Genomic DNA, 21,659 nt, shown 5'->3' with positions numbered 1-21,659 from the left:
ATTAAGAAGTAAGTTATGGAATTGTCTGAAATTGAAAAAATCTTGAAAGATGCGCTAGACCTTCATGAAGTCCACGTAAAGGGCGAAGGGTCGCATTATAATATCATTGCGGTAAGCGATGCGTTTAGCGAAATGAGCCGAGTAAAGCGCCAGCAAGCGGTATACGCGCCTTTGGCTGATAAAATTGCAGACGGCAGCATGCATGCAATTACTATCAAGACGTTTTCAGTAAAAGACTGGGAGCGTGAGCGCCAGTTTAATATCCCTCAATAATAGGCGTAACACGTGGATAAACTCGTAATTAAAAAGAGCCCTGCGCTTAACGGTACAGTGCGTATCTCTGGTGCTAAAAACGCGGCGCTGCCATTGTTGATGACAAGCCTACTTACCGATTCACCTTGTCGTTATACCAACGTTCCTCGTCTTCGAGACATCAATACAACCACGGCGCTGCTGCGCGAGTTGGGTGTAGAAGTTGCGCTACCGGCGCCTAACGATATTGTTATTGATGCCAGCACACTGCAAAGCGTTACAGCGTCTTATGAGTTAGTACGTACTATGCGTGCATCTATCCTGGTGCTTGGGCCGTTGCTAGCTAAACAAGGCAAAGCAAACGTGTCTTTACCTGGCGGTTGTGCCATCGGTGCCCGTCCAGTAAACCTTCATTTGACGGGCCTTGAAAAGATGGGCGCAAAGATTGAAGTCGATGAAGGCTACATCCGTGCTGAAGTTGATGGCCGCCTGAAAGGTGCGCGCATCTTTATGGATATGGTGAGTGTAGGAGCAACTGAGAATCTACTCATGGCGGCGGCTTTGGCTGACGGCACCACTATCTTAGAAAATGCGGCACGCGAACCTGAAATTGTTGATTTGGCAAACTGTCTTATTCAGATGGGTGCGAAAATCACTGGTGCTGGAAGCGATAAAATTACCATTGAAGGCGTAGAAACCTTAAACGGGTGCGACTATGCAGTATTGCCTGACCGCATAGAAACGGGAACTTTCTTGGTAGCTGCCGCGGTAACAGGCGGCAAAATACGCTGTACTCATGCTGCGCCAGATACATTAGATGCTGTGCTAGACAAGCTAGAACAAGCCGGTGCCAAAATCACCACAGGTGAAGACTGGATTGAGCTAGACATGGAAGGGCGCAAGCCGCAAGCAGTGCGTGTTAAAACCGCACCTCACCCAGCATTCCCCACGGATATGCAGGCGCAGTTTGTTACCCTAAACTGTGTTGCCGAAGGTACAGGTGTAATCACAGAAACCATTTTTGAGAACCGCTTTATGCACGTGCCTGAGTTACAGCGCATGGGCGCGGAAATCGCATTAGAAGCGAATTCAGCGGTATCGAAAGGCAGCTCGAGTCTTAAAGGTGCGCCGGTAATGGCAACTGATCTTCGTGCGTCGGCAAGCTTGGTAATAGCCGGCTTAATTGCAGAAGGCGAGACTCACGTAAACCGTATATATCACCTAGACCGTGGTTATGAAGCTATTGAAGAGAAGTTAGGTGGCCTAGGTGCCATCATCGAACGAGTAAAAGAATAACTCGAGGCTTTACGCTCATAAAAAAGCGCCAAATAGATAGCCTATTTGGCGCTTTTTTTATGTCTTCAATTCGTGCTTTATGCGTTTACAATCAATGCCTTCCCCTATTGCTAGGTAGACTTATTGGCCAGCGCGAAGTTCAGCCACAGTTGCTGTAATAGTAATTGAGCGGCCGTCGCGGCTAAGTTCAATTTCAAGCTCTGTACCGGGCTCGGTCTCGGCAATCATATCCAGTGTTTTAGAGGCGCTTTCCAGGCGTACTCCGTCAATGGCTACTATGATATCGCCAGGTCGAATTCCCGCGATATCGGCAGGGCTGCCTTTCGCGACTGCCGACACATCTATGCCAGGGCGATTGCGATTCTCACCACCTACAAAGCCAAGCTGTCCACGGACAACTCGTCCATTGCTGATAATTTCATCCATGACTCGCTTAGCCAGTTCGTATGGTACAGCAAAGTTAATACCGTCCACGTTACGTGCGCGATTATTAGAATCTAACACCTGAAAATTAGCATTGGTAATGCCGAGTAAAATACCATTGCTATCTACAAGTGCGCCGCCGGAATTACCCTGGTTTAATACTGCATCGGTCTGGATGAAGTCGACATAGTTCGATAGGCCGTTTCGTCCCGCCCTGCTCACTATGCCTTGGGTAATGGTCTGCCCTAAATCGAAGGGATTCCCGATAGCCATAACCACATCGCCCACATGGGTATCAGGTTCGGCAACCTGAGGAATAATATGCAGGTTGTCGGCTGTAACCTTTAATACGGCAAGGTCTGTAAGGGGGTCGGTACCCACAATTTGCGCCTCTAAAATGCGCCCGTCTTGTACCGCTACGTAAATGCTGTCGGCATCGGCGACAACGTGGTGGCAGGTAAGCAAGTAGCCGTTTTCTGTCATGATAACGCCTGAACCAAGGTTAGTGCGTCCACGAGATTGATTTCTAAATAGCCCTGAGCCGTTTTCAATACTTACGCTATAGATATTTACAACCGCAGGTGCAGAGCGACTTAACGCCGTAAAATAGCTTTCGCGGCTGGCGCTTACCGAGGGTGAGTTAAAGAACCCTTGCGTAAGGCCTTTACCTTGACGAAGATCGGGAAGGAAAACTAATAGAAGTGCAGCAACAGCTACGCCAAGAAATACAGATTTTAGTATGAAGTTAAATATTGAGCGGCCAGTCACAAGTCACACTTTTTGTTGTCCGTCGCACTTACTTATATGTGCCGCAAAAACAGCACTACTTCACAATCTTAAAGCGCAACATTCTTAAATTATCATTCTTACGTTAAAGGATATCACTTTATTCAATAAACTACCGTAATGAAAAGTAATTTTTGTGCAACTTGAATAGCAAGCTTTTTTCTTTCTCAGCTTGCTCATAGAACTTTTGACTTTAGGTAGTCTTAATTCCAGTCCGCATAGATCAATACCCACCCAGCGAGAGTTAAAATCTATACCCTAGAAAACAAAACGGCGCTCACGTGGCGCCGTTTTAAAGTTAACCCTCTGCTCAAACTATAAAATGCCAAGAGAGAGGTATTCCTTGGTTTAAATGCTACTGCCTGATAACCAAGTAAAGCGTTGAGTTACCGCGTTTCACGTTAAGTGCAATAACGCCTTTCGCTTCGTCTAGTGCATTTCTAAACTCTGCAACCGTTGATGTGCGTACCCGGTTAACACCAATAATCACGTCTTCAGGCTGAAGGCCAATTCGCGCTGCAGGTGCGCCGCGCTCAATATCCGACACTACCACACCGGCATTACCAGCGTTGTCTGTACCGTTAGCAAGCGTTGCACCTTCAAGAGCAGGGTGAATTTGAGCTGCAGTTACCGTGGTATCTGTTGCGTCGTCTAATACAACCTCAACATTCATTTTCTTGCCTTTGCGCATAACGGTAAGTTCAACTTCAGCGCCGGCTCCCATACTCGCAATTTTTGCGCGTAGTTCTTGGAAGCTATGCAGTTTACGACCGTTAATGGCAGTAATGATATCACCGGCTTGTAGGCCGCCTTTTTCTGCCGCAGACTCTGGCTGCACTTCACTCACAAAGGCGCCAATATTTACCTCCGCGTTCATAGCTTCGGCAAGACCTGCGTCTATGTCGCTACCTAAAATACCCAATAAGCCACGGCGAACTTCACCAAATTCTGCAATTTGATCCACAAGGCTTTTCATCATATTGGCAGGAATAGCAAAGCCAATGCCGACGTTGCCGCCGTTCGGGCCGAAAATGGCTGTATTAATACCAACCAGTTCCCCGCGAAGGTTGACCAATGCGCCACCTGAGTTACCTCGGTTAATTGCCGCGTCAGTTTGAATGAAGTCTTCGTAACCACCAATGTTTAAACCAGAGCGACCTAAAGCACTAACGATACCTGAGGTAACGGTTTGTGATAGACCGAATGGGTTGCCAATGGCTACTACGAAATCACCAACGCGCAGGGCGTCAGAATTAGCTAAGGGTAAGGCCTTTAGGTCATCAGGTTCAATTTTAAGTAGCGCGATATCGCTTTGCTCATCTGAACCTAGCTTTTTCGCCTTAAACTCGCGACCGTCAGTTAACTTAACAGTGATTTCATCTGCATTATCAACAACGTGGTTGTTGGTAACGACATAACCTTTATCGGCATCTATGATGACACCAGAACCAAGACCTCGGAAAGGGCGCTCTTGAACCTGTTCTTGCGGAGCACCGAAGAAGTAGCGAAACATCTCTGGTACACGCTGCGTAGAGGTTTGCGTTCCTTCTACCGCAATGCTTACTACCGCGGGGGTAGCTTCTTCAAGCATAGGGGCTAACGAGGGAACTTCATCTTTCTTATCAGAAAAGAACGGTAACGCCGCCTGTGTGCTAGCAGTAAAGCCCAATGAACTTACAACAACGGCAGACGCCAATAGACAATGGCGGAAAGACATTTTCATGTTCGCTTACACTCCTTCATGTTATATGCGACATAGCATGGTTTCACTAAAAGAGTCCGAGGTCGTGATAAAGTTCCCGATGTTACTGTTTTTCTGCGGTATTCTTATCAGATCCGCCGACGAACAGCCCAGAACCTGAGTTTGCGAAGTCTCTTGGCTGTGTGTCAGATACACGCTGAACTCTCGATTTGTCAGACCCTTTTAGGTTGTTACGTAAATACGTAGTTGCTTGTTCCCCATAAAAAGGAACTTTGCTGTCATCATCGCTGCCTTGCTCAAGCAGCAATTCATACTCTTCAATTTGTTGCTTTAAGGTTTCGCACTGGCTTTCAATGCTCTCTAAGCTTTGACGAGTTTGATGAATGTGGTGTTGTGCCTGCTGTGCGAGGATCTCCTTAACTTGCTTCTCAGTCTGTGCAGTATTGCCTGCGCCTTGCTTTTGTTGAAAAAAGCGACCTGCGAAAAAGCCAATAATTAACCCAACTACTAACAAAGCAAGAGATACTAACAATTCCATTATATTCTCCGAATCAATCTACATCTTGCAGCCGACCTTTACTTCTACGATCTAAAAGCTGCTTTCGACCATACGCTGAATATAGCAAGGTCGAACCCGAAAAGCGCATACATCGTGACATTTATTCGGTGTATGTCGAATTTCAATGTGAGATTCTACCGTGATTTCCATTAAAATTAAGGTCATAATTGAGAAATTCAAGCAGGTCGGTGCAGCAAGCGCCGCTATTGACTTTTGTACGGAGTGGTTTCGGCGATGACGCCATGGGAAAAATATCAGCTAGATCTTCAGTCGTCTGACTTTCATTACGATGCGGCGCAAGAAAATGCAGTAAAAGAACTTCAACGTTTGTTTGATGAACTTACCCAGCCTGAAAAGAAAACGACGTGGCGGGTAAAGTTAAAAGCAGCGTTTGGAAAAGGCCACGCAAAGCCTGGCATTCAGGGCATTTACTTTCACGGCGGGGTAGGGCGAGGCAAAACCTATTTGGTAGATACATTCTACGACTGTTTGCCATTCGAAAAGAAAATGCGCGTACATTTTCACCGCTTTATGTACCGTGTACACGATGAACTAAAGCAGCTTAAAAACGCACAAGACCCCCTAAAGCTGGTAGCCGCTAAGTTAGCAAAAGAGGCGCGGGTAATATGTTTTGACGAGTTTTTTGTGTCTGATATTACGGATGCCATGATTTTAGGCACGTTAATGGAAGAGCTATTTGGTCACGGCATCGTGCTGGTGGCGACTTCGAACATAGTACCTGACGATTTATATAAAAACGGATTGCAGCGTGCGCGGTTCTTACCTGCCATCGATCTACTAAATCAGAATACTCGTGTGGTAAATGTTGATAGTGGTATTGATTATCGTCTTAGAACGTTAGAGCAAGCTGAAATTTATCACTATCCCCTTGATGATGAAGCCACGGAAAACTTACATAGCTACTTTTCGCAGCTAGCGCCAGAGGAAGGTTCTAAAGGCGAAGACATTGAGGTTAATAACCGCAAGATTGCCACCCTTAGAAACGCTGACGGCGTATTAATGATCGAATTTAACGCGTTGTGTGGCGGACCCCGTAGCCAGAGCGACTATATCGAGTTAAGCCGTTGTTACCACTCCGTTCTTTTAGCCAACGTTAAGGAAATGGGCCAGCATAATGACGATGTGGCGCGCCGATTTATTGCCATGGTAGATGAGTTTTACGAGCGAAATGTAAAGTTAATCATATCGGCAGAAGTAGCGCTGGAAAGCTTGTATACTGAAGGACTACTTAACTTTGAATTTAAGCGTTGCCTTAGCCGCTTAAAGGAAATGCAGTCCCACGATTATCTGGCAACCGAACACTTGCCGTAAGCATAAATATATGGGGTCAGAGTACATTTTGAACTCAATGAAAATGTGAAAGCTACCAACCTGTCGCCTTTCTAGGGGCGTTCACATTGGTATTACATGAAAATTAAGGTAGAATTTCGCCCAAATTTTTTGTGTCGCTTAGCCAGCCGTTATTTTTGGCAATGTTTCGCTTGGCAATTTTCAGCACTGTCGCGTTCGACCATTTATAGAAACGTCGCGTTCGGCAAGGCTGCCAAGTAAGGCAGAGCGATGCAGCCTGGTTCAATGGTCAGGCAAATAGTAGCCCGATAAAACCCAACGCAGCATTTCAAATTGCGAGAAAGAGAATTTTAAGATGGGAAGAGCATTCGAAGTTCGTAAAAACGCCATGGCAAAAACTGCCGGCCAAAAAACTAAAGTTTATTCTAAATACGGTAAAGAAATTTACGTGTGTGCGAAAAATGGTGGTGCCGACCCAGACACTAACCTTTCGCTTCGCCGCCTAATGGAAAAAGCAAAGAAGGACCAGGTACCAAGCCACGTTATTGAAAAAGCCATTGATAAAGCCGCTGGCGGTGCAGGTGAAGACTTCCAGCCTATGCGCTACGAAGGCTTTGGCCCAGGTAACTGCATGGTAATTGTTGACTGCTTGTCTGACAATGCAAACCGTACTATCACTGAAGTACGTAACTGCTTCACTAAAACCAACGCAAAACTTGGCGCACAGGGTGCGGTATCGCACATGTTCGATCACCAAGCTGTTTTCCAATTTGAAGGTGACGACGAAGACGCCATCTTAGAAGTGCTAATGGAAGCAGACGTAGACGTAACTGACGTTGAAGTTGAAGACGGCAAAGTGACGGTATACGCACCGCACACTGAATTCTATCAAGTAAAAACAGCACTTACTGAAGCTTACCCAGACATTAGCTTTATTGCAGAAGAAATGAGCTGGATACCTCAGACTGAAACTGAGATAAGCGAAGAAGACATGCCGATGTTTGAAAAATTCATGGACATGCTAAACGACTGCGACGACGTACAAGACGTTTACCATAACGCAATTACGCCGAACTAATTGTTCTTTCGTTAGATTGATACTAAAAACCCTCGATAACTCGAGGGTTTTTTTATGCTTATAATCTCTGTGTTGACGAGTAATATACAAAGCCTAAACCGTACACCAATTTTTTTAGCGTTCGCGCTTAATATGCCCAGCTTTTGGCGTTGAATGCTTACTAATGCAAGAAATACTGTTCAGCTAGTTGTTGATGAATATCGGCAAAATCAATTTGTAGTTCATCAATGTAGTTGTGCAGAGCCCGACCTCGAAGTGACGCAACAGGCTGCTTTTCCAAATCGTTAATGCTGTGATCAATACGCTCTATCATTGCCTCGTTGTCGGGCAAGTTGAGGAACAAGCTCTTTAATTTGTTCAAGCAGAACAACACACTTCGCGGAAACTCTTTACTGTGTAGCATGAATAACAACACGTCGCCCGGACGTATGCGAACGCCCATTTTTTGGCGATACATTTGGTAGCCGCTCAGGCTTCGAAGTACACTCATCCACAAGATGTTTTCAAAAGGCAGGTCGCTCATGTCTTCGGTAAGAGTAGAAGAGCGAACATCAATTATCCTTGATGTCATATCAGCCCTTTCTAATGCCGCACCAAAGCGCCAGAAGAAATAGCCTTCGTCGTGGCTCATGCTGGCATCCATGGTTCCAAACATCAGTAAACACTGGTTGATTACCTGCTTTAAACTTGCAAAGCGCCCGCGTTTACTTAGAAAGCTTGTACTGTTCTCTTTTACCGATAAGTGAAGTGCGTTCAGCGTTTCCCACACTTCTCTTGGAATAACGTCTCTGATTGTGCGCGCGTTATCTCTAGCAAATTGAAGCGAGTTCAATATGGAAGAAGGGTTGCGGGTGTCTACAGTCAGAAACTTTACGACGTTCTTCTCGCTGTATTCAGTATAAATGGCTTCAAATGGCTCGCGATTTCCCGTTATGTCTAGCAATGGCTCCCAGCCTGGCGAAAACCCTTTGGGTAAGTCCATCAGCAGGAGGTTGTTTACATTAATCAGGCGGGCGAGGTTTTCAGCTCTTTCAACGTAGCGCGCCGTCCAATAAAGCGTTTCAGCAACTCGTGATAACATGTCAGTCCCTCCTAATCCACAATCCAAGTATCTTTACTACCACCGCCTTGTGATGAATTGACCACGAGGGAACCTTTAACAAGGGCAACCCGGGTGAGGCCTCCCGTTGTTACGTAGGTGTGAGTACCTGATGAAAGAATGAAAGGTCGAAGATCCACATGTCGCCCTTCAATCACATTGCCATCGATAGTAGGAACAGTAGATAAATTCAAAGTTGGCTGTGCTATCCAGTTTCTCGGATCCGCTTTTATTTGAGCAAGGGTTTCTTGCTGCTGCTTTTTGGTTGATTTCGGACCGATTAGCAAGCCATAGCCTCCCGACTCATTGGCAGGTTTGATCACAAGCTTGTCGATGTTGGCTTCCACATATTTGAAGTCTTCGGGCTCGTAACACCGGTAGGTTTCGACGTTAGGCAGCTTAATTTCTTCATCCAAATAATAGCGAATCATGTCGGGTACATAGGTGTACACCACTTTATCGTCTGCCACGCCAGCCCCCGGCGCATTAACCAGTGTTACCTTGCCTTTACTCCACGCTCGCATTAGCCCGGGCACGCCCAGCATCGAATCTGGGTTGAATGCTTCTGGGTCTAAAAACATATCGTCAATACGGCGGTAGATAACGTCGACCCTGCGTAGGCCTTTAATCGTCTTCATGTAGACGCAGTCGTCTTTTTCTACGGTTAGGTCTCGACCTTCTACTAGCTCACAACCCATTTCCTGAGCAAGATAGCAGTGTTCAAAGTAGGCAGAGTTGTAGATACCGGGTGTAAGCACCACTACTTCAGGTTTATCCTGAGGACGTGGTGATAGACTCGACAGCATATCGAACAGCTGTGAGGGATAGTCGTTTACCGGAAGAATATCCATTTTCTCGAACATGTCTGGAAAGACACGCTTTAGCACCGAACGGTTTTCCAACATGTAAGATACGCCAGAGGGGACGCGCAGGTTGTCTTCCAGTACGTAAATCGTGCCGTCGCTATCACGCACTAGATCAGAGCCGCAGATATGTGCCCAGATGCCGTTTGGCGGAGAAACACCTACACACTGCTTTCGAAAGTTCACGGACTTGTCGAGAAGCGCTTTAGGAAAAACGCCATCTTTAATAATCTTCTGATCGTGATAAAGGTCGTCGATGAACATATTAAGGGCTTTTACGCGCTGCTTAAGCCCTTCTTCTACGCGTTGCCATTCTTTATTTGGAATAATACGAGGAATGATATCAATGGGCCACGCACGGTCTATTGAGCTTCCTTCACCATAAACCGTAAAGGTAATACCCATTTCTTTCACCACCAACTCGGCGGCATCTTGCGCGTTCTTAAGTTCTTCTTCACTTAGTTGCGACAAATAATCCATTAACGGCGCACCGTGAGGGCGGGGTTTTCCATTTTTATCTATCAGTTCATCGTAAAACTCGGAAAAATTGCAGTGTTCCAGACTCACAGCTTTCGACATCGTCTGACTTTGTTTTTGGCTACTCAAACTACGCTCCTTATTGTCCGCGATTCATATCCACTGAAACGTCTAAAACCTGATTTCCACCACCAAACATAATGCCTTTAAGCGGTGTGATATCTGCAAAATCTCGTCCGACAGCTAACGTAACGTGCTGGTCGTAGGGTTTCAAATTGTTGGTCGGATCGTAATCAATCCAACCAGAGCCCGGTACAAAAAGCGCAACCCAAGCGTGGGTGGCGTCTGCACCAGTAAGCTTTTCCTGACCCGGTGGTGGAATCGTTTCGATATATCCACTTACATAGCGCGCCGCCAAACCAATACTGCGTAAGCAAGTAAGCGTTAGGTGGGCATAGTCCTGACATACGCCCCGCTTGTGCTCAAACACATGGCTTACTGGGGTATTAATCGTCGAAAAGGATGGGTCAAAGGTAAAATCGTTAAAAATGCGGTTCATTAAGTCGTCGCACGACTCCACAATGGGGCGGTTAGGCGTAAACGACGCCAAGGTATAATCTAAAATCGCTTTATTGGCCTGAGTAAGGCGGGTGGGAATACTGAAAAACTGTGCTGCCAACATGCTCTGATCCACCGGGTAGCGGATTTGATCTCTCACGTTTTCCCACTGCGTATTGTGAGCAAACAAACCTTGTAACGGCGCACCTTGAATTTCTACCTCACTGGTTGCGATAACCTGCATTTCTTCATGCAGGGTGGGTATTTCAAACACTGTTACCGTGTTGTCAAAGTAGTCTCTAAACTCTGCCTGATAGTCAGGTTCAGGCACAATAGTGACACTGGCGCTAATCCTTTTTTGATTGAAGGTGTTTAGCGGTATTAGGCGGGCGTGATTTTGTGTCAGGCTCACCTTGTTGGAATACTTGTAAGTAGTGACGTGACGAATGGTGTACTTCATTTTTTCACCTCACTTTCATTCGGACTACTGGCATCAGGCGCACTGGCTAACGGAGCTGTCGCTTTCTCATCTATCGGTTTTTCAACGATCTGTACAGACGCGGTGCCAATGCCAGACCAATGCAGCTGTGACGCAGGCTTAGTGTGGCTAAAGTACTGGGTTTGCATCATTTCACTGAACTTCTGAAGTTGTGATGTCACGCTTTTTAGCAAAGACACTAAACCCGATGGTGTCTGGTTTGTGTTGATGTTCAAGGTCTGTCTGTCTGCCAGCGCGAAGCTTGCTTTTAACTGCAACAGAATTTTCTCTGTGGTACTTAAAAAGCCGGGCTTGGCACTTACCGGTAAACTTTCGCAAAGCTCGGTTATTTTTTGAATTTGATGGGCTAATGAGCGTGGATATTCGGCATCCAGAAGCAAAAGCTCTAATCCCGTTTCGATACTTTGGAATGCACGGTATCGGCGCCTATGTGTAATCGCGCTCACTTGCGCCACCAACACGATTTCCAGCACGTTTTGTTGCTCAGCTTCAGGAAGCGGAAATTGCAGCAAATTTTGCACCATAGATACAAGCTGTTTGCTGCGCTCTAACCGACGACCAATTTCTATCATAAACGCGCCATTACTCTTAGACAGGCTGTCTTGAATAGAGCCGTTAAATGCCATGGTAAGCCCAATTAATTTATCCAGCGTACTTTGTAATCTGTGCGTCGGCGTCTGCTCGGTAATGGTGCTAAATTCGTGATGTTCCTCTTCTAGGCTTTCAATAATGCGCAAGCTGTCATAAGAAAGAAGCTCCCTCACTTGCAGCGCACTTTGCACTACCATATTAATGCTGCTGTAAAGGCCACCAGCGAAGGCGTTGTCTTTCAATAGTGATATCACCAGCTCTTTAAAACCGACTTCGCTATCGCCTAAATTTGGTGTATCTGGTGTAAGGTAAGGGTAAATTAACGCCTGCTGTTCTAAGCCGGTTTTAAATCGAAGCAGGGCATTTTTGTGCGCCTCATCGGGGTAAATGGCAAGCTCAGTAAATTTGTCTATAAATACCCTAACCAACCGGATCACGTTTTCACTGCGCTCTACCGCGCAGCCCAACCAAAATAGATTTTCTGCCGTTCTGCTAGGCAGTAACCCTTCAACTAACGCCAGATCTGCATCTGATTGAAGTGATTTTGGAATAGAAGGCACACGCTCTTGAGGCGGGCCAATGGTTTCTACCCACGTATCTTTTATTTCGGTTTTGCCATCGATGCGCGCCGCCTTGGGCGTAAAACACATGGCTGAAGGGAGAATAAAAACCTGCCCTTGTGAATATAACGCATAGCAACGCATGATCACGGGTTTACTTACCAGCCCTGCATCGTGCCAAAACGGCGTATGTGAAAGTTCTACTTTTTTGCGCCAAAATAGGTCGGGTAATGCGACCGTTTGAAGTGTATTTGCGATGGTGTCAGCGTCTTTATCACCGTCTAGTTTGAGTTCGGGGTCGACATAGCTCATCAACTCAAACCCAGGCCAATCGCTTTGCATAATGCTGTCTGCAGGAAAGGTTTCTTGCTGGCGAAGCAGTAAAGGTTCACCATTAAAAAACTCGGCGGCCCGATGTAAATTGTTTTTGATCGCAGGAATTTGAATAGCCCCATTGCCCAACGGGTTGAGCAAAACCACGTTTTGAGTACGGACTGCGTGAATTAGACCCGGGATTCCGAAAGCTGAATAGTCAACTTGTTCCAGTGAATCTAAAAACCTGTCTTCAATCCAACGCAAAATTACGTCAACTTTTCGCAACCCGTCTAAAGCTTTAAGCCAAACTTGTCCTTTCCTCACCGTTAAGTCAGCACTTCGCACCAGCGTGTAGCCCATGTAAGTGGCAAGATATGCCTGCTCAGAATAATACTGATCGTCTGGACCTCTGCACAAAATGACAATGCGCGGGTCATTAATCGCCGCGGTTTCTTGGTCAATAGCATGCTGAAGCTGCTCGAAAAAGCCTGCTATTCGCTGCACACCACATTCTGCAAACTCCTCACTCATCACCCTTCTTGCCACAATCCTGTTTTCCAGCAGCAGTCCAAGACCGCGAGGGAACTGGCAGTGATCGTTTAGCATGAAGTACTCACCGTTTACATCTTGGGCAATGTCGAACGCACTTAAGAATAGCCCGTTATTCAACGAGGTAAGTGTGTGACTTTCGGCAAGATAGTAGGGATGACGCATTAAATGGCCGGTGGAGAAAACACCGCTAGTTAGTGTTTGCCTGTCTGTGTTTAAGTCTAAAAGCACTTTATTAAGCAGTAAGACTCGCTGTTCAATACCGCGACTGATTACATCCCAATCTTGGCTTGAAATAAGCATCGGCAAGGGGTCTAGCTGCCAATTTTGGCGTTCGTCAATATCTGCAAAACCACTGTTTCGCATTAGTCGACGAATTTCATTTGCTCTAAAGGAGACCTCGTCACTGTTAAGGCCTGACAAACGAGAAAATAACGTATTGAGCAGACGTTTGCTCTCATCCGCAGCAGTGCTCGAATTGATATAGCTGCTAAGCCATTCTGGCATGGTGAAATCTTCACTCATAAAATCGATTGTCACTTAAACTATAGTGTAGGAGGCCGGCGCAAATCCAGCGTATTTGGATATTCTTCATTCTCGGCTTCTTCCAAAGGTAAATCAAAATCACTGTGACCTTCATGGTCAACCACATACTGTGTTGCTAAGTGAGGCGACCACTCAGGCATGGAAGGTGACGCCACCGACGGGGTATGACCGTGATCCCAGAATCGGGCAATACGCCTTCCTTCTGCCTCAAAAGCGTTCACCGGCATAGTAGAGAAGTTACGCCCGCCCGGGTGACTGACATGATAAGTAAATCCGCCCAATGAGCGACCCGCCCAGCTGTCGTAAACGTCAAAGACCAACGGCGCGTGCACGCCAATGGTCGGGTGAAGCGCCGATGCAGGGTGCCATGCTCTAAAGCGAATTCCGGCTACATGTTCTCCGCGAATATTGGTGGGTTTTAACGGTAATCTGCGGCCGTTACACGACACTATGTATCGGTCTGTATGCATGTTTGAAACAGTGAGCTGGACGCGTTCAAGGGAGCTGTCAACATAACGCGCAGTTCCGCTTCCTGTCGCTTCTTCACCCAGTACATGCCAAGGCTCTATAGCGCTAAAGAGGTCTAGCTTAATTTGACCGACTTCACGGCTACCGCAGCGAGGGAATCGAAACTCAAAAAACGGATCGAACCATTCAAGCTTAATGGGAAAACCTGCTGCGTTTAGGTCGCTACATACCTCAGCAATGTCTTGCCGAACGTAATGGGGCAGCATAAAGCGGTCGTGAAGCTCTGTGCCCCATCGCACCAGTTTCTTCTTGTATGGTTGTTTCCAAAACCACGCTAGCAGCGTGCGCAGAAGAAGCATTTGCATCAAACTCATTCTGGCGTGGGGAGGCATTTCAAAACCGCGAAACTCTACAATGCCCAATCGCCCGGTGGGTGAGTCGGGGTTGAATAGCTTATCGATACAAAACTCTGCACGATGGGTATTTCCTGTCAGGTCAGTCAGCAAGTGCCGAAGGAGGCGGTCAACTAACCAAGGTGAGGGAACTTCGCCATCGGGAATTTGAGAGAACGCAATTTCTAATTCGTAAAGCCTTTCATCCCGAGCTTCATCGACGCGAGGCGCTTGGCTAGTCGGGCCGATGAAAAGGCTCGAAAACAAATAGGAAAGCCCAGGGTGATGCTGCCAATAGGTAATAAAGCTTCGAAGAATGTCTGGACGTTTTAAAAACGGGCTCTCTAACGGTGTCGGCCCACCCATGGTCACGTGATTTCCGCCTCCTGTGCCGGCGTGCCGTCCATCAAGCATGAATTTTTCTGTTCCTAGTCGACATGACTTGGCCATGGCATAAAGGGCATGGGTATTTTTTACCAGAGTATGCCAATCGGATGCAGGGTGAACGTTGACCTCGATAACACCGGGGTCGGGGGTAACCGCAAACTTTTCAACGCGACTGTCGTAGGGCGGGGTATAGCCTTCTAATATCACGGGAATATCAAGTTTATCAGCGATGGACTCAATAGCGTTTAACAGCAGCGCATAATGCTCAAAGTGGCCTACAGGCGGCATAAATACGCATAACTTTCCATCGCGCACTTCTATACAAAGGGCGGTTAATACTGACTTTTCACCAATATATCCTTTGTGAGACGTTGGGGATGAGAGCGAGCCGGTCATGTCTGCCGGATCCCGTTCAGCTAGCGTATCCGGACTGCCTAAGCTGCTCAACGGCAGGCGATAACCTAATGGAGAGTCGCCCGGTAATAAGAAGCAGTGCCCTCGTTTAAATGACCATACACTACTTTGCCATCCGTCAAAAACCGTGTCGTAGGCGAGGGGAATAATAAAGCCCACGGGTTTATCTAAACCCTGCTCCAGTTTGGCTAAAAAGCCTTTGCGGGTCATTGCGTGAAGCAGTTCTGGGGCGTCGGGTGACGGGTCTTGCGGCAGGTTACCCTCTTGCCATAAATGATACAGCACGTCTTCATAAGCGGTGACGACAACCTTTTCACTTAAACCCAACGCCGTAGCTAGTTGAGTAGCAAATGTTTGCGCCTCGTTTTGTGAGAAAGAGTAAGTGGCGTTGTTGTCAGCAAGTAGCGCTTGATCATGCCAGATAGGCGTTCCGTCTTTACGCCAGTAACAGGCATATTGCCAGCGAGGTAATGGCTCTCCTGGATACCACTTACCTTGTCCATAATGGCGAAAGCCAGTATTACTAAAGCTTTCCACCATTTTCATGAAAAGCGTGTGCGCTAAAATGCGTTTCTCCTTGCCGTCGGCGGCGGTATTCCACTGTTCGCTTTCCATATCATCAATGGAAATAAACGTAGGTTCGCCGCCCATGGTGAGGGTTATTCCTGCATTAACTAAGTCCTTGTCTATTTGGCCTCCAAGCCTATCGATAGCGGCCCACTGGGCATCGCTGTAAGGCTTGGTTACTCGAGGCGGTTCGTGCAATCGTTGTACGTTGTTGTAGAAGCTAAACGTCGATTCACATTGATCGATGGCACCGGTAACCGGCGCTGCCGACAGTGGTTCAGGAGTACATGCCAATGGAATGTGCCCTTCACCCGCGAAAAGCCCAGACGTAGGGTCAAGGCCAATCCATCCCGCACCGGGTACGTAAACTTCACACCATGCGTGCAGGTCGGTAAAGTCTTTTTCCGGGCCGCTCGGCCCATCAAGTGACTTTTCATCGCTTGCCAATTGAACCAGATAGCCCGAAACAAATCGCGATGCCAGCCCTAAATGCCGAAAAAGCTGAACCAATAGCCAAGCCGAGTCACGACACGAGCCGCCCTTTTTCTGTAGAGTCTCGTCGATGCTTTGGACTCCGGGTTCCATGCGCACACCGTATTCAATCAGGTCGTATACCGCGCGGTTTACACCCACTAAGAAATCGACGGTAGCAACAGGCTCTTTAGGCTGCTGATTGTCAATTAACTGCTGAAACAAAGATGATGCTTCTTCTGTCTCAAGATAGGGTGTTAAATCTCTCGCCAGCCTTTTTTCATAAGAAAAAGGAAAGGTTTCAGCGTAAGATTCTAAAAAGAAGTCAAAAGGGTTGATAACTGTCAGTTCGGCAACAAGGTCTACGGTAAACCAGAACTTTTTAGTCTTCTCAGGAAATACTACGCGTGCAAGGTAGTTACCAAACGGGTCTTGCTGCCAATTGATAAAGTGATTCTCGGGATAGACTTTTAAAGAGTAACTTTTTATCGGTGTTCGGCTATGCGGAGCAGGGCGAAGGCGGAAAGTATGCGGTGACATACTGATACTTCTATCGTAATGGTATTCAGTATGATGTGTGATCCCTACAGTGATTGTCATGCTATGGCTCCATTGCCAATTGATATACAAACAGCACAAAAAATCACCTTATATCCAAGTGAGTAAACTTACAAGAAGAAGCGATGGGCAGAAATGTAAAACCCCAAAATTATGTGCTTCAACGGTAATTTCGTTACTCATGATATTGGTTAATGTATACTCGCCCCAATATAACGCATTAACACAGCGTGTGTTTTTAGCGCGACTTTTCCTTCACATACAGACAATTCACTACTTTGAGAGCACTAAACTTTCGCCACGGGTTTTCGTCCTACATGCCGCTTTTCATGGCATGGGTACTCTCGTGCCTCATCCTCAGTGCAAGCTTCCAAAGTGGTCAAATTAATAATGAAGTTGAAGTAAGTCAGCAGTCACCACTTGCCCAATTTAATTACGCGGGCAAGAGCTATTCGTTACGGTTTACCGGCACTAAGCTAGAAAACAGTGACGATCAAGGCGATGGACCTGAGGCAATTGTTGAATTGACCTTGGGGTTTGTTCTTCTGGCTATTGTGCTGTGTTTGGGTATGGCAAATGTTGTACCCCGTGCTCGCCAATACTACCGCCAACCTTCTCGCGGCCCACCTTTATCCCTGAGCTAATTCTTTTTTTGCCTTAATGCGCTAGCACGTTCGCTTAGCGGCATATTAAGGCGCTTCAAAAAATTAAATTATTCAGGATTTTAAAATGGCACGATTTTCATTTCGTGGCTTTGTGTATGTGCTCATCGTTATGCTCGGTTTACTGAGCGCTGCGCCCAACATATTGCCACAATCAATTAAACAGCAACTACCTACATGGTACACCACTTCCACCCTATCTTTAGGCTTAGATTTGCAAGGTGGTTCGCACCTGTTATTAGCCGCAGACACCAACGCATTGTTTGAAAAGCAACTCAACAGCTTTTCGAGCGACTTACTTAGCGAATTGCGCAGTGAAAACGTGCGCTATACAAAAACGTCTCATTCACTCGTCCACAAAGATAGTCGTTCTGGAAGTGTGGTTTTTACCTTGCGTAGTGCAGATGATGCGAGAAAGGTTAAAGACGCGGCATATCAAATTTCGGCTCAGCCAAATGGTTCAAGCGCACTTGATGTAGAGATAAAGCAAAGCACCGTTACCCTTACGCTTAACGAGCTATATACCGAGCAACTGGTTAAAGACACGTTAAGCCGAAGTGTTGAAGTAGTTCGAAAGCGTTTGAACGAAACGGGGCTTACTGAGCCTAGCGTTACGCTACAAGGTAAAGACGCCATTTTAGTTCAGATGCCGGGTATGTCTGACCCCACTCAAGTTAAAAAATTATTGGGCACTACCGCACAAATGACCTTTCACTGGGCCGCGAACAGCCAGTCTGAGCAGGTAATGAATAAGCAAGATGCGGCGGGTAATACCTATCGCTTAGAGCAAAAAGTGGCGCTAGAAGGTGAGCACATTACTGACGCGGCAGGTGTCTTAAGCAGTGAAAATGGCCAGCCAGTAGTGACGTTCCGATTAGACAGCGCAGGTGCCAAGCAGTTTGCCACTATGACACGTGACAACATCGGCCGTGTGCTTGCTATCGTCCTTGACGACCAAGTGGTTACAGCCCCCGTTATTAATAGCGTGATCCCAGGTGGTCGTGGTGAAATAACCGGTAACTTTACATTGCCCGAGGCGGGCAACACCGCATTAATGCTTCGCACTGGTGCACTACCTGTGCCACTTACCATTATAGAAGAACGCACGGTCGGGCCTGATTTAGGCAGTGATGCAATTCAAACCGGAGTGGAAAGCGGCGTGGCAGGTGCGTTACTGGTATTGGCATTCATGGTGGCGATTTACGGCAGGTGGGGCGCTATCGCAAGTTTTGCTCTTTGTATCAATATGGCATTGGTGTTTGGCGCATTAACCCTGTTTGGCGCAACGCTGACACTACCGGGCATTGCAGGTTTGATCCTGACCATGGGCATGGCGGTAGACGCGAACATTTTGATTAATGAACGTATTCGTGAGGAAAGTAAAAAAGGCCGTCCGGCAGCCAGTGCAATAGAAGTGGGCTTCGATAAGGCGTTCGCAACTATTGTAGATTCAAACTTCACCACATTAATAGCGGTAAGCTTGTTGTTTATGTTTGGTAGCGGCCCTATTAAAGGGTTTGCGATTACTATTGCCCTTGGTCTGGTGTCCTCGGTATTTACTGCTGTAGCTCTAACTAAAATGTTAATGCTAAGAGTGGTTAAGTCGAAGCAAAAGAATGCGCGAGATCGCACGCAGCAGCGCCTTCCTTTGCGCTTCTCATCGCCGCTTTTACGGTTAAGCGATACGCTTAGCGGTATTAATTTTCTGGCAAAACGTAAAATTGCACTCGCTATTTCGGTCGTGTTAACAGTGCTTTCAATTGGCTTGTTTGCTAAGCCTGGCTTACATTATGGCGTCGACTTTACCGGTGGCACCATGATTGAGTTGACCGCACCAACCCTTACTACCGATGAGCTAAGGAGTGTGATTGAAAGCAATGGCTTTGATCAAATAGCAATTCAAGAATATGGCAGTGAACATCACTATTTATTGCGAGCCCCTGTTCTAGATAGCAGTGGCGAGCTTGAAAATAGCAACGCAAAGCAGACTGACGCACTAAAGCGTGCAATTTCGCAAGCCGACAGCGAGGTAAGCTTTGATAAAATTGATATAGTTGGACCCAAAGTCAGCGGAGGCTTCGCCGAGCTATCTATTCTAGCACTGCTTATCGCAGGTGGCGGCATGTTGGTGTATCTGTGGGCTCGCTTTGAAGCGCATTTTGCGAGCGCAGCGCTGCTCACCGTTATACTCGATTTAACCAAAACCATAGGCTTTTTCGCGTTAACGGGCATTGAATTTAACTTAACGGCTGTCGCAGCATTGTTGGCACTAATCGGTTATTCTATAAACGATAAAGTGGTGGTGCTTGATCGCATCCGTGAGTTATTGCGTTTAGACCCAAACAAGCCATTGGCAGATACCATTAATGAAGCAGTAAACAGTACGCTAAGCCGCACGGTATTTACTTCCGTTACCACGCTGCTAGCGCTGCTTCCAATGGCTATCTTTGGAGGGGACGCAGTAGAAAGTTTTGCAGTTCCTATGGTTTTTGCTGTCGTGATTGGCACGTCATCAACCTTGTTTATCACCTCTACGCTGTTGTATTTATTGGGCAGCAGAAGAGAGAAACAAGGTAAAGCACAGTTAAAGCCCACTTCAGAAGAGATTAAGGCGTCGTTGTCGCACATCCCTTAGGCGGCAAATATTCCTTAACCTCATACCTTAAGGCTTTCGTGAACTTAAGTCGCGCGCAAGTACCTTAAGAAAGTACCTTAAAAAAGTACCTTAAGGTAGCAGTATTTACAGGAATCTTATATGCATACGCGTCGTTGAAGCGTATGCATTAAGGGCGATAAGGAATGTAGAATGTTCGCAGTTGATCACGTTATCTTAATCAGTGCCGTACTTGCCATTCTTGGTGTGTTGGCAAGCAAGTTATCTCCCCGTTTTGGCGTGCCGGTATTGGTTTTATTCCTGGGTGTAGGCATGCTGGCTGGCGAAGACGGTATTGGGCGAATCTTTTTTGATAATGCCGATGCAGCACATGCCATTGGTACATTCGCTTTAATACTTATTCTGTTTGACGGTGGCCTGCAAACGTCTAAGAAATCCATAGTACAATCATGGAAACCCGCTGCATTACTCGCTACCTTCGGTGTGATTGGCACCGCAGTGCTTACCGGTGTGGCAGCCATGGTTATTCTCGATTTACCGCTCTACAAAGGCTTATTACTTGGCGCTATCGTGGGGTCAACGGATGCAGCGGCGGTGTTTTCCGTTTTGCGCAACGCAGGCATACGCATTCCGGCTAAAATAAAGTCCACACTAGAGCTGGAAAGTGCCTCGAACGATCCCATGGCCATATTTCTGACTATAGGGTTAATAACGCTTATTCAAGACAGCTCAACTAAGCCCGTTGATTTACTCTCACTCTTTGCCAGTCAAATGGGTGTGGGGGCAGCGGTCGGACTGGCCGTAGGCGGTGTTGCAGTATGGCTTTTCAGGCGCGTTACCTTAATGGCCATCGGCTTGTACCCCGTATTTGTGATGCTGTTTGGCGTATTGTCTTTCGGTTTAGCTGCGAATTTAAACGGCAGCGGTTTCCTAGCTACTTTCATAACGGGCGTAATAGTGGGTAATAGCCGCTTTGCGTATCAACGTAACACCTTTGTATTTCTCGACGGCTTGGCGTGGCTTGGACAAATCGCTATGTTCGTTATTTTAGGTTTGTTGGTAACGCCTACCGAACTTTTCGTAAACTGGAAAGAAGGCCTTTTGATTGCATTCGTGCTTATTTTTATCGCCCGTCCGCTGGTGGTTATGCCTATTTTGTTACTCTCTAAGTTCTCGTTCAAAGCCTCGCTGCTTATTTCATGGGTAGGACTGCGCGGCTCAGTGCCCATTATCTTAGCTATTTTCCCGCTGATATTTGGCATGGCTTACGCTGAGCTTATTTTTAATGTGGTGTTCTTTATCGTGCTAATTTCAGCTCTGCTGCAAGGTTCCACCTTACCCTATGCAGCGCGTAAGTTAGGCTTGGTATTAGAAGATGAAGTGAAAGAATCGAGCACGCTGGAAATTGTGAAAGTCGCTAAGAGCAAGCGAGAACTGATAGAAATTGAAGTATCAAAGCTATCGCCGGCACTACATAAAACCATTAGTGAATTAGCTCTGCCTGAAAACACAGTCGTCGCGATGATTGCCCGTGGGGATGAGACCCTCATCCCAAAGGGCAGTACGAAAATAGAAATAGGGGATCAAATTTTTATAATCACCAAACTAAATGACAAAACCTCCGTTGAGAAGTGCTTTTATAGCGCGCAGGAATAGGGTGCT

General features: G+C 46.7%; 15 protein-coding genes. 7 read left to right on the top strand and 8 right to left on the bottom strand.

Annotated features, from left to right (window positions below):
• Window positions 1-15 precede the first annotated feature (15 nt).
• Window positions 16-273 (top strand): BolA family protein, encoded by a 258-nt coding sequence (locus BGK61_RS03030; RefSeq protein WP_014997401.1) that lies wholly within the window; start codon window positions 16-18, stop codon window positions 271-273.
• A 12-nt stretch (window positions 274-285) separates the two neighbouring features.
• Window positions 286-1,548, top strand: a complete 1,263-nt coding sequence (gene murA / locus BGK61_RS03025; RefSeq protein WP_014997402.1) for a UDP-N-acetylglucosamine 1-carboxyvinyltransferase — start codon at window positions 286-288, stop codon at window positions 1,546-1,548.
• A 120-nt stretch (window positions 1,549-1,668) separates the two neighbouring features.
• Here the strand turns inward: murA and BGK61_RS03020 are convergent, their stop codons facing one another.
• The 3 genes from BGK61_RS03020 to BGK61_RS03010 form a co-directional block, all read right to left on the bottom strand.
• Window positions 1,669-2,739, bottom strand: a complete 1,071-nt coding sequence (locus tag BGK61_RS03020; RefSeq protein ID WP_014997403.1) for a trypsin-like peptidase domain-containing protein — start codon at window positions 2,737-2,739, stop codon at window positions 1,669-1,671.
• Between the two features lie 373 nt (window positions 2,740-3,112).
• Entirely contained in the window at window positions 3,113-4,474 is a 1,362-nt protein-coding gene (locus tag BGK61_RS03015; protein ID WP_076012046.1) for a DegQ family serine endoprotease, read from the bottom strand.
• An 88-nt stretch (window positions 4,475-4,562) separates the two neighbouring features.
• On the bottom strand, window positions 4,563-4,997 hold the full coding sequence (locus BGK61_RS03010) for a ZapG family protein (protein WP_014948358.1): 435 nt from the start codon (window positions 4,995-4,997) through the stop codon (window positions 4,563-4,565).
• 255 nt (window positions 4,998-5,252) lie between these two features.
• Between BGK61_RS03010 and zapE the strand changes: the two genes are divergently transcribed.
• Both zapE and BGK61_RS03000 read left to right on the top strand, forming a co-directional pair.
• The gene (gene zapE / locus BGK61_RS03005) at window positions 5,253-6,350 is read left to right on the top strand and encodes a cell division protein ZapE (protein ID WP_076012043.1); all 1,098 of its coding nucleotides are present in this window, start codon (window positions 5,253-5,255) and stop codon (window positions 6,348-6,350) included.
• A 334-nt stretch (window positions 6,351-6,684) separates the two neighbouring features.
• Window positions 6,685-7,407, top strand: a complete 723-nt coding sequence (locus BGK61_RS03000) for a YebC/PmpR family DNA-binding transcriptional regulator (protein ID WP_014997406.1) — start codon at window positions 6,685-6,687, stop codon at window positions 7,405-7,407.
• 160 nt (window positions 7,408-7,567) lie between these two features.
• Here BGK61_RS03000 and BGK61_RS02995 read toward each other — a convergent pair whose 3' ends face one another.
• Genes BGK61_RS02995 through BGK61_RS02975 form a run of 5 tightly spaced genes read right to left on the bottom strand, consistent with a single transcriptional unit; the run spans window position 7,568 to window position 16,763 of the window.
• Window positions 7,568-8,488, bottom strand: coding sequence for an alpha-E domain-containing protein (locus BGK61_RS02995; protein WP_014997408.1), 921 nt, complete (start codon window positions 8,486-8,488; stop codon window positions 7,568-7,570).
• A gap of 11 nt (window positions 8,489-8,499) precedes the next feature.
• Window positions 8,500-9,975, bottom strand: coding sequence for a circularly permuted type 2 ATP-grasp protein (locus tag BGK61_RS02990; protein WP_014997409.1), 1,476 nt, complete (start codon window positions 9,973-9,975; stop codon window positions 8,500-8,502).
• Window positions 9,976-9,985: 10 nt separating this feature from the next.
• Complete coding sequence (locus BGK61_RS02985; RefSeq protein ID WP_076012044.1) at window positions 9,986-10,864, bottom strand: transglutaminase family protein; 879 nt, start codon at window positions 10,862-10,864, stop codon at window positions 9,986-9,988.
• On the bottom strand, window positions 10,861-13,443 hold the full coding sequence (locus tag BGK61_RS02980) for a circularly permuted type 2 ATP-grasp protein (protein WP_076012045.1): 2,583 nt from the start codon (window positions 13,441-13,443) through the stop codon (window positions 10,861-10,863). The genes BGK61_RS02985 and BGK61_RS02980 overlap by 4 nt, the downstream gene beginning before the upstream one ends.
• Window positions 13,444-13,463: 20 nt before the next feature.
• The gene (locus BGK61_RS02975) at window positions 13,464-16,763 is read right to left on the bottom strand and encodes a transglutaminase family protein (RefSeq protein ID WP_076026006.1); all 3,300 of its coding nucleotides are present in this window, start codon (window positions 16,761-16,763) and stop codon (window positions 13,464-13,466) included.
• A 287-nt stretch (window positions 16,764-17,050) separates the two neighbouring features.
• Between BGK61_RS02975 and BGK61_RS02970 the strand changes: the two genes are divergently transcribed.
• The 3 genes from BGK61_RS02970 to BGK61_RS02960 all read left to right on the top strand — a co-directional run bounded on the left by BGK61_RS02970 (window position 17,051) and on the right by BGK61_RS02960 (window position 21,653).
• Entirely contained in the window at window positions 17,051-17,365 is a 315-nt protein-coding gene (locus BGK61_RS02970; RefSeq protein ID WP_234349556.1) for a hypothetical protein, read from the top strand.
• An 85-nt stretch (window positions 17,366-17,450) separates the two neighbouring features.
• Window positions 17,451-20,018 (top strand): protein translocase subunit SecD, encoded by a 2,568-nt coding sequence (secD, locus tag BGK61_RS02965; RefSeq protein ID WP_076026005.1) that lies wholly within the window; start codon window positions 17,451-17,453, stop codon window positions 20,016-20,018.
• A gap of 171 nt (window positions 20,019-20,189) precedes the next feature.
• Complete coding sequence (locus tag BGK61_RS02960; RefSeq protein ID WP_076012925.1) at window positions 20,190-21,653, top strand: potassium/proton antiporter; 1,464 nt, start codon at window positions 20,190-20,192, stop codon at window positions 21,651-21,653.
• Window positions 21,654-21,659 lie beyond the last annotated feature (6 nt).

It is taken from the genome of Alteromonas abrolhosensis (assembly GCF_001953635.1).
GTDB classification, from domain to species: domain Bacteria; phylum Pseudomonadota; class Gammaproteobacteria; order Enterobacterales; family Alteromonadaceae; genus Alteromonas; species Alteromonas abrolhosensis.
Note: the sequence above shows the minus strand (reverse complement) of the source record. Positions and strands in the feature narration are given on the sequence as shown.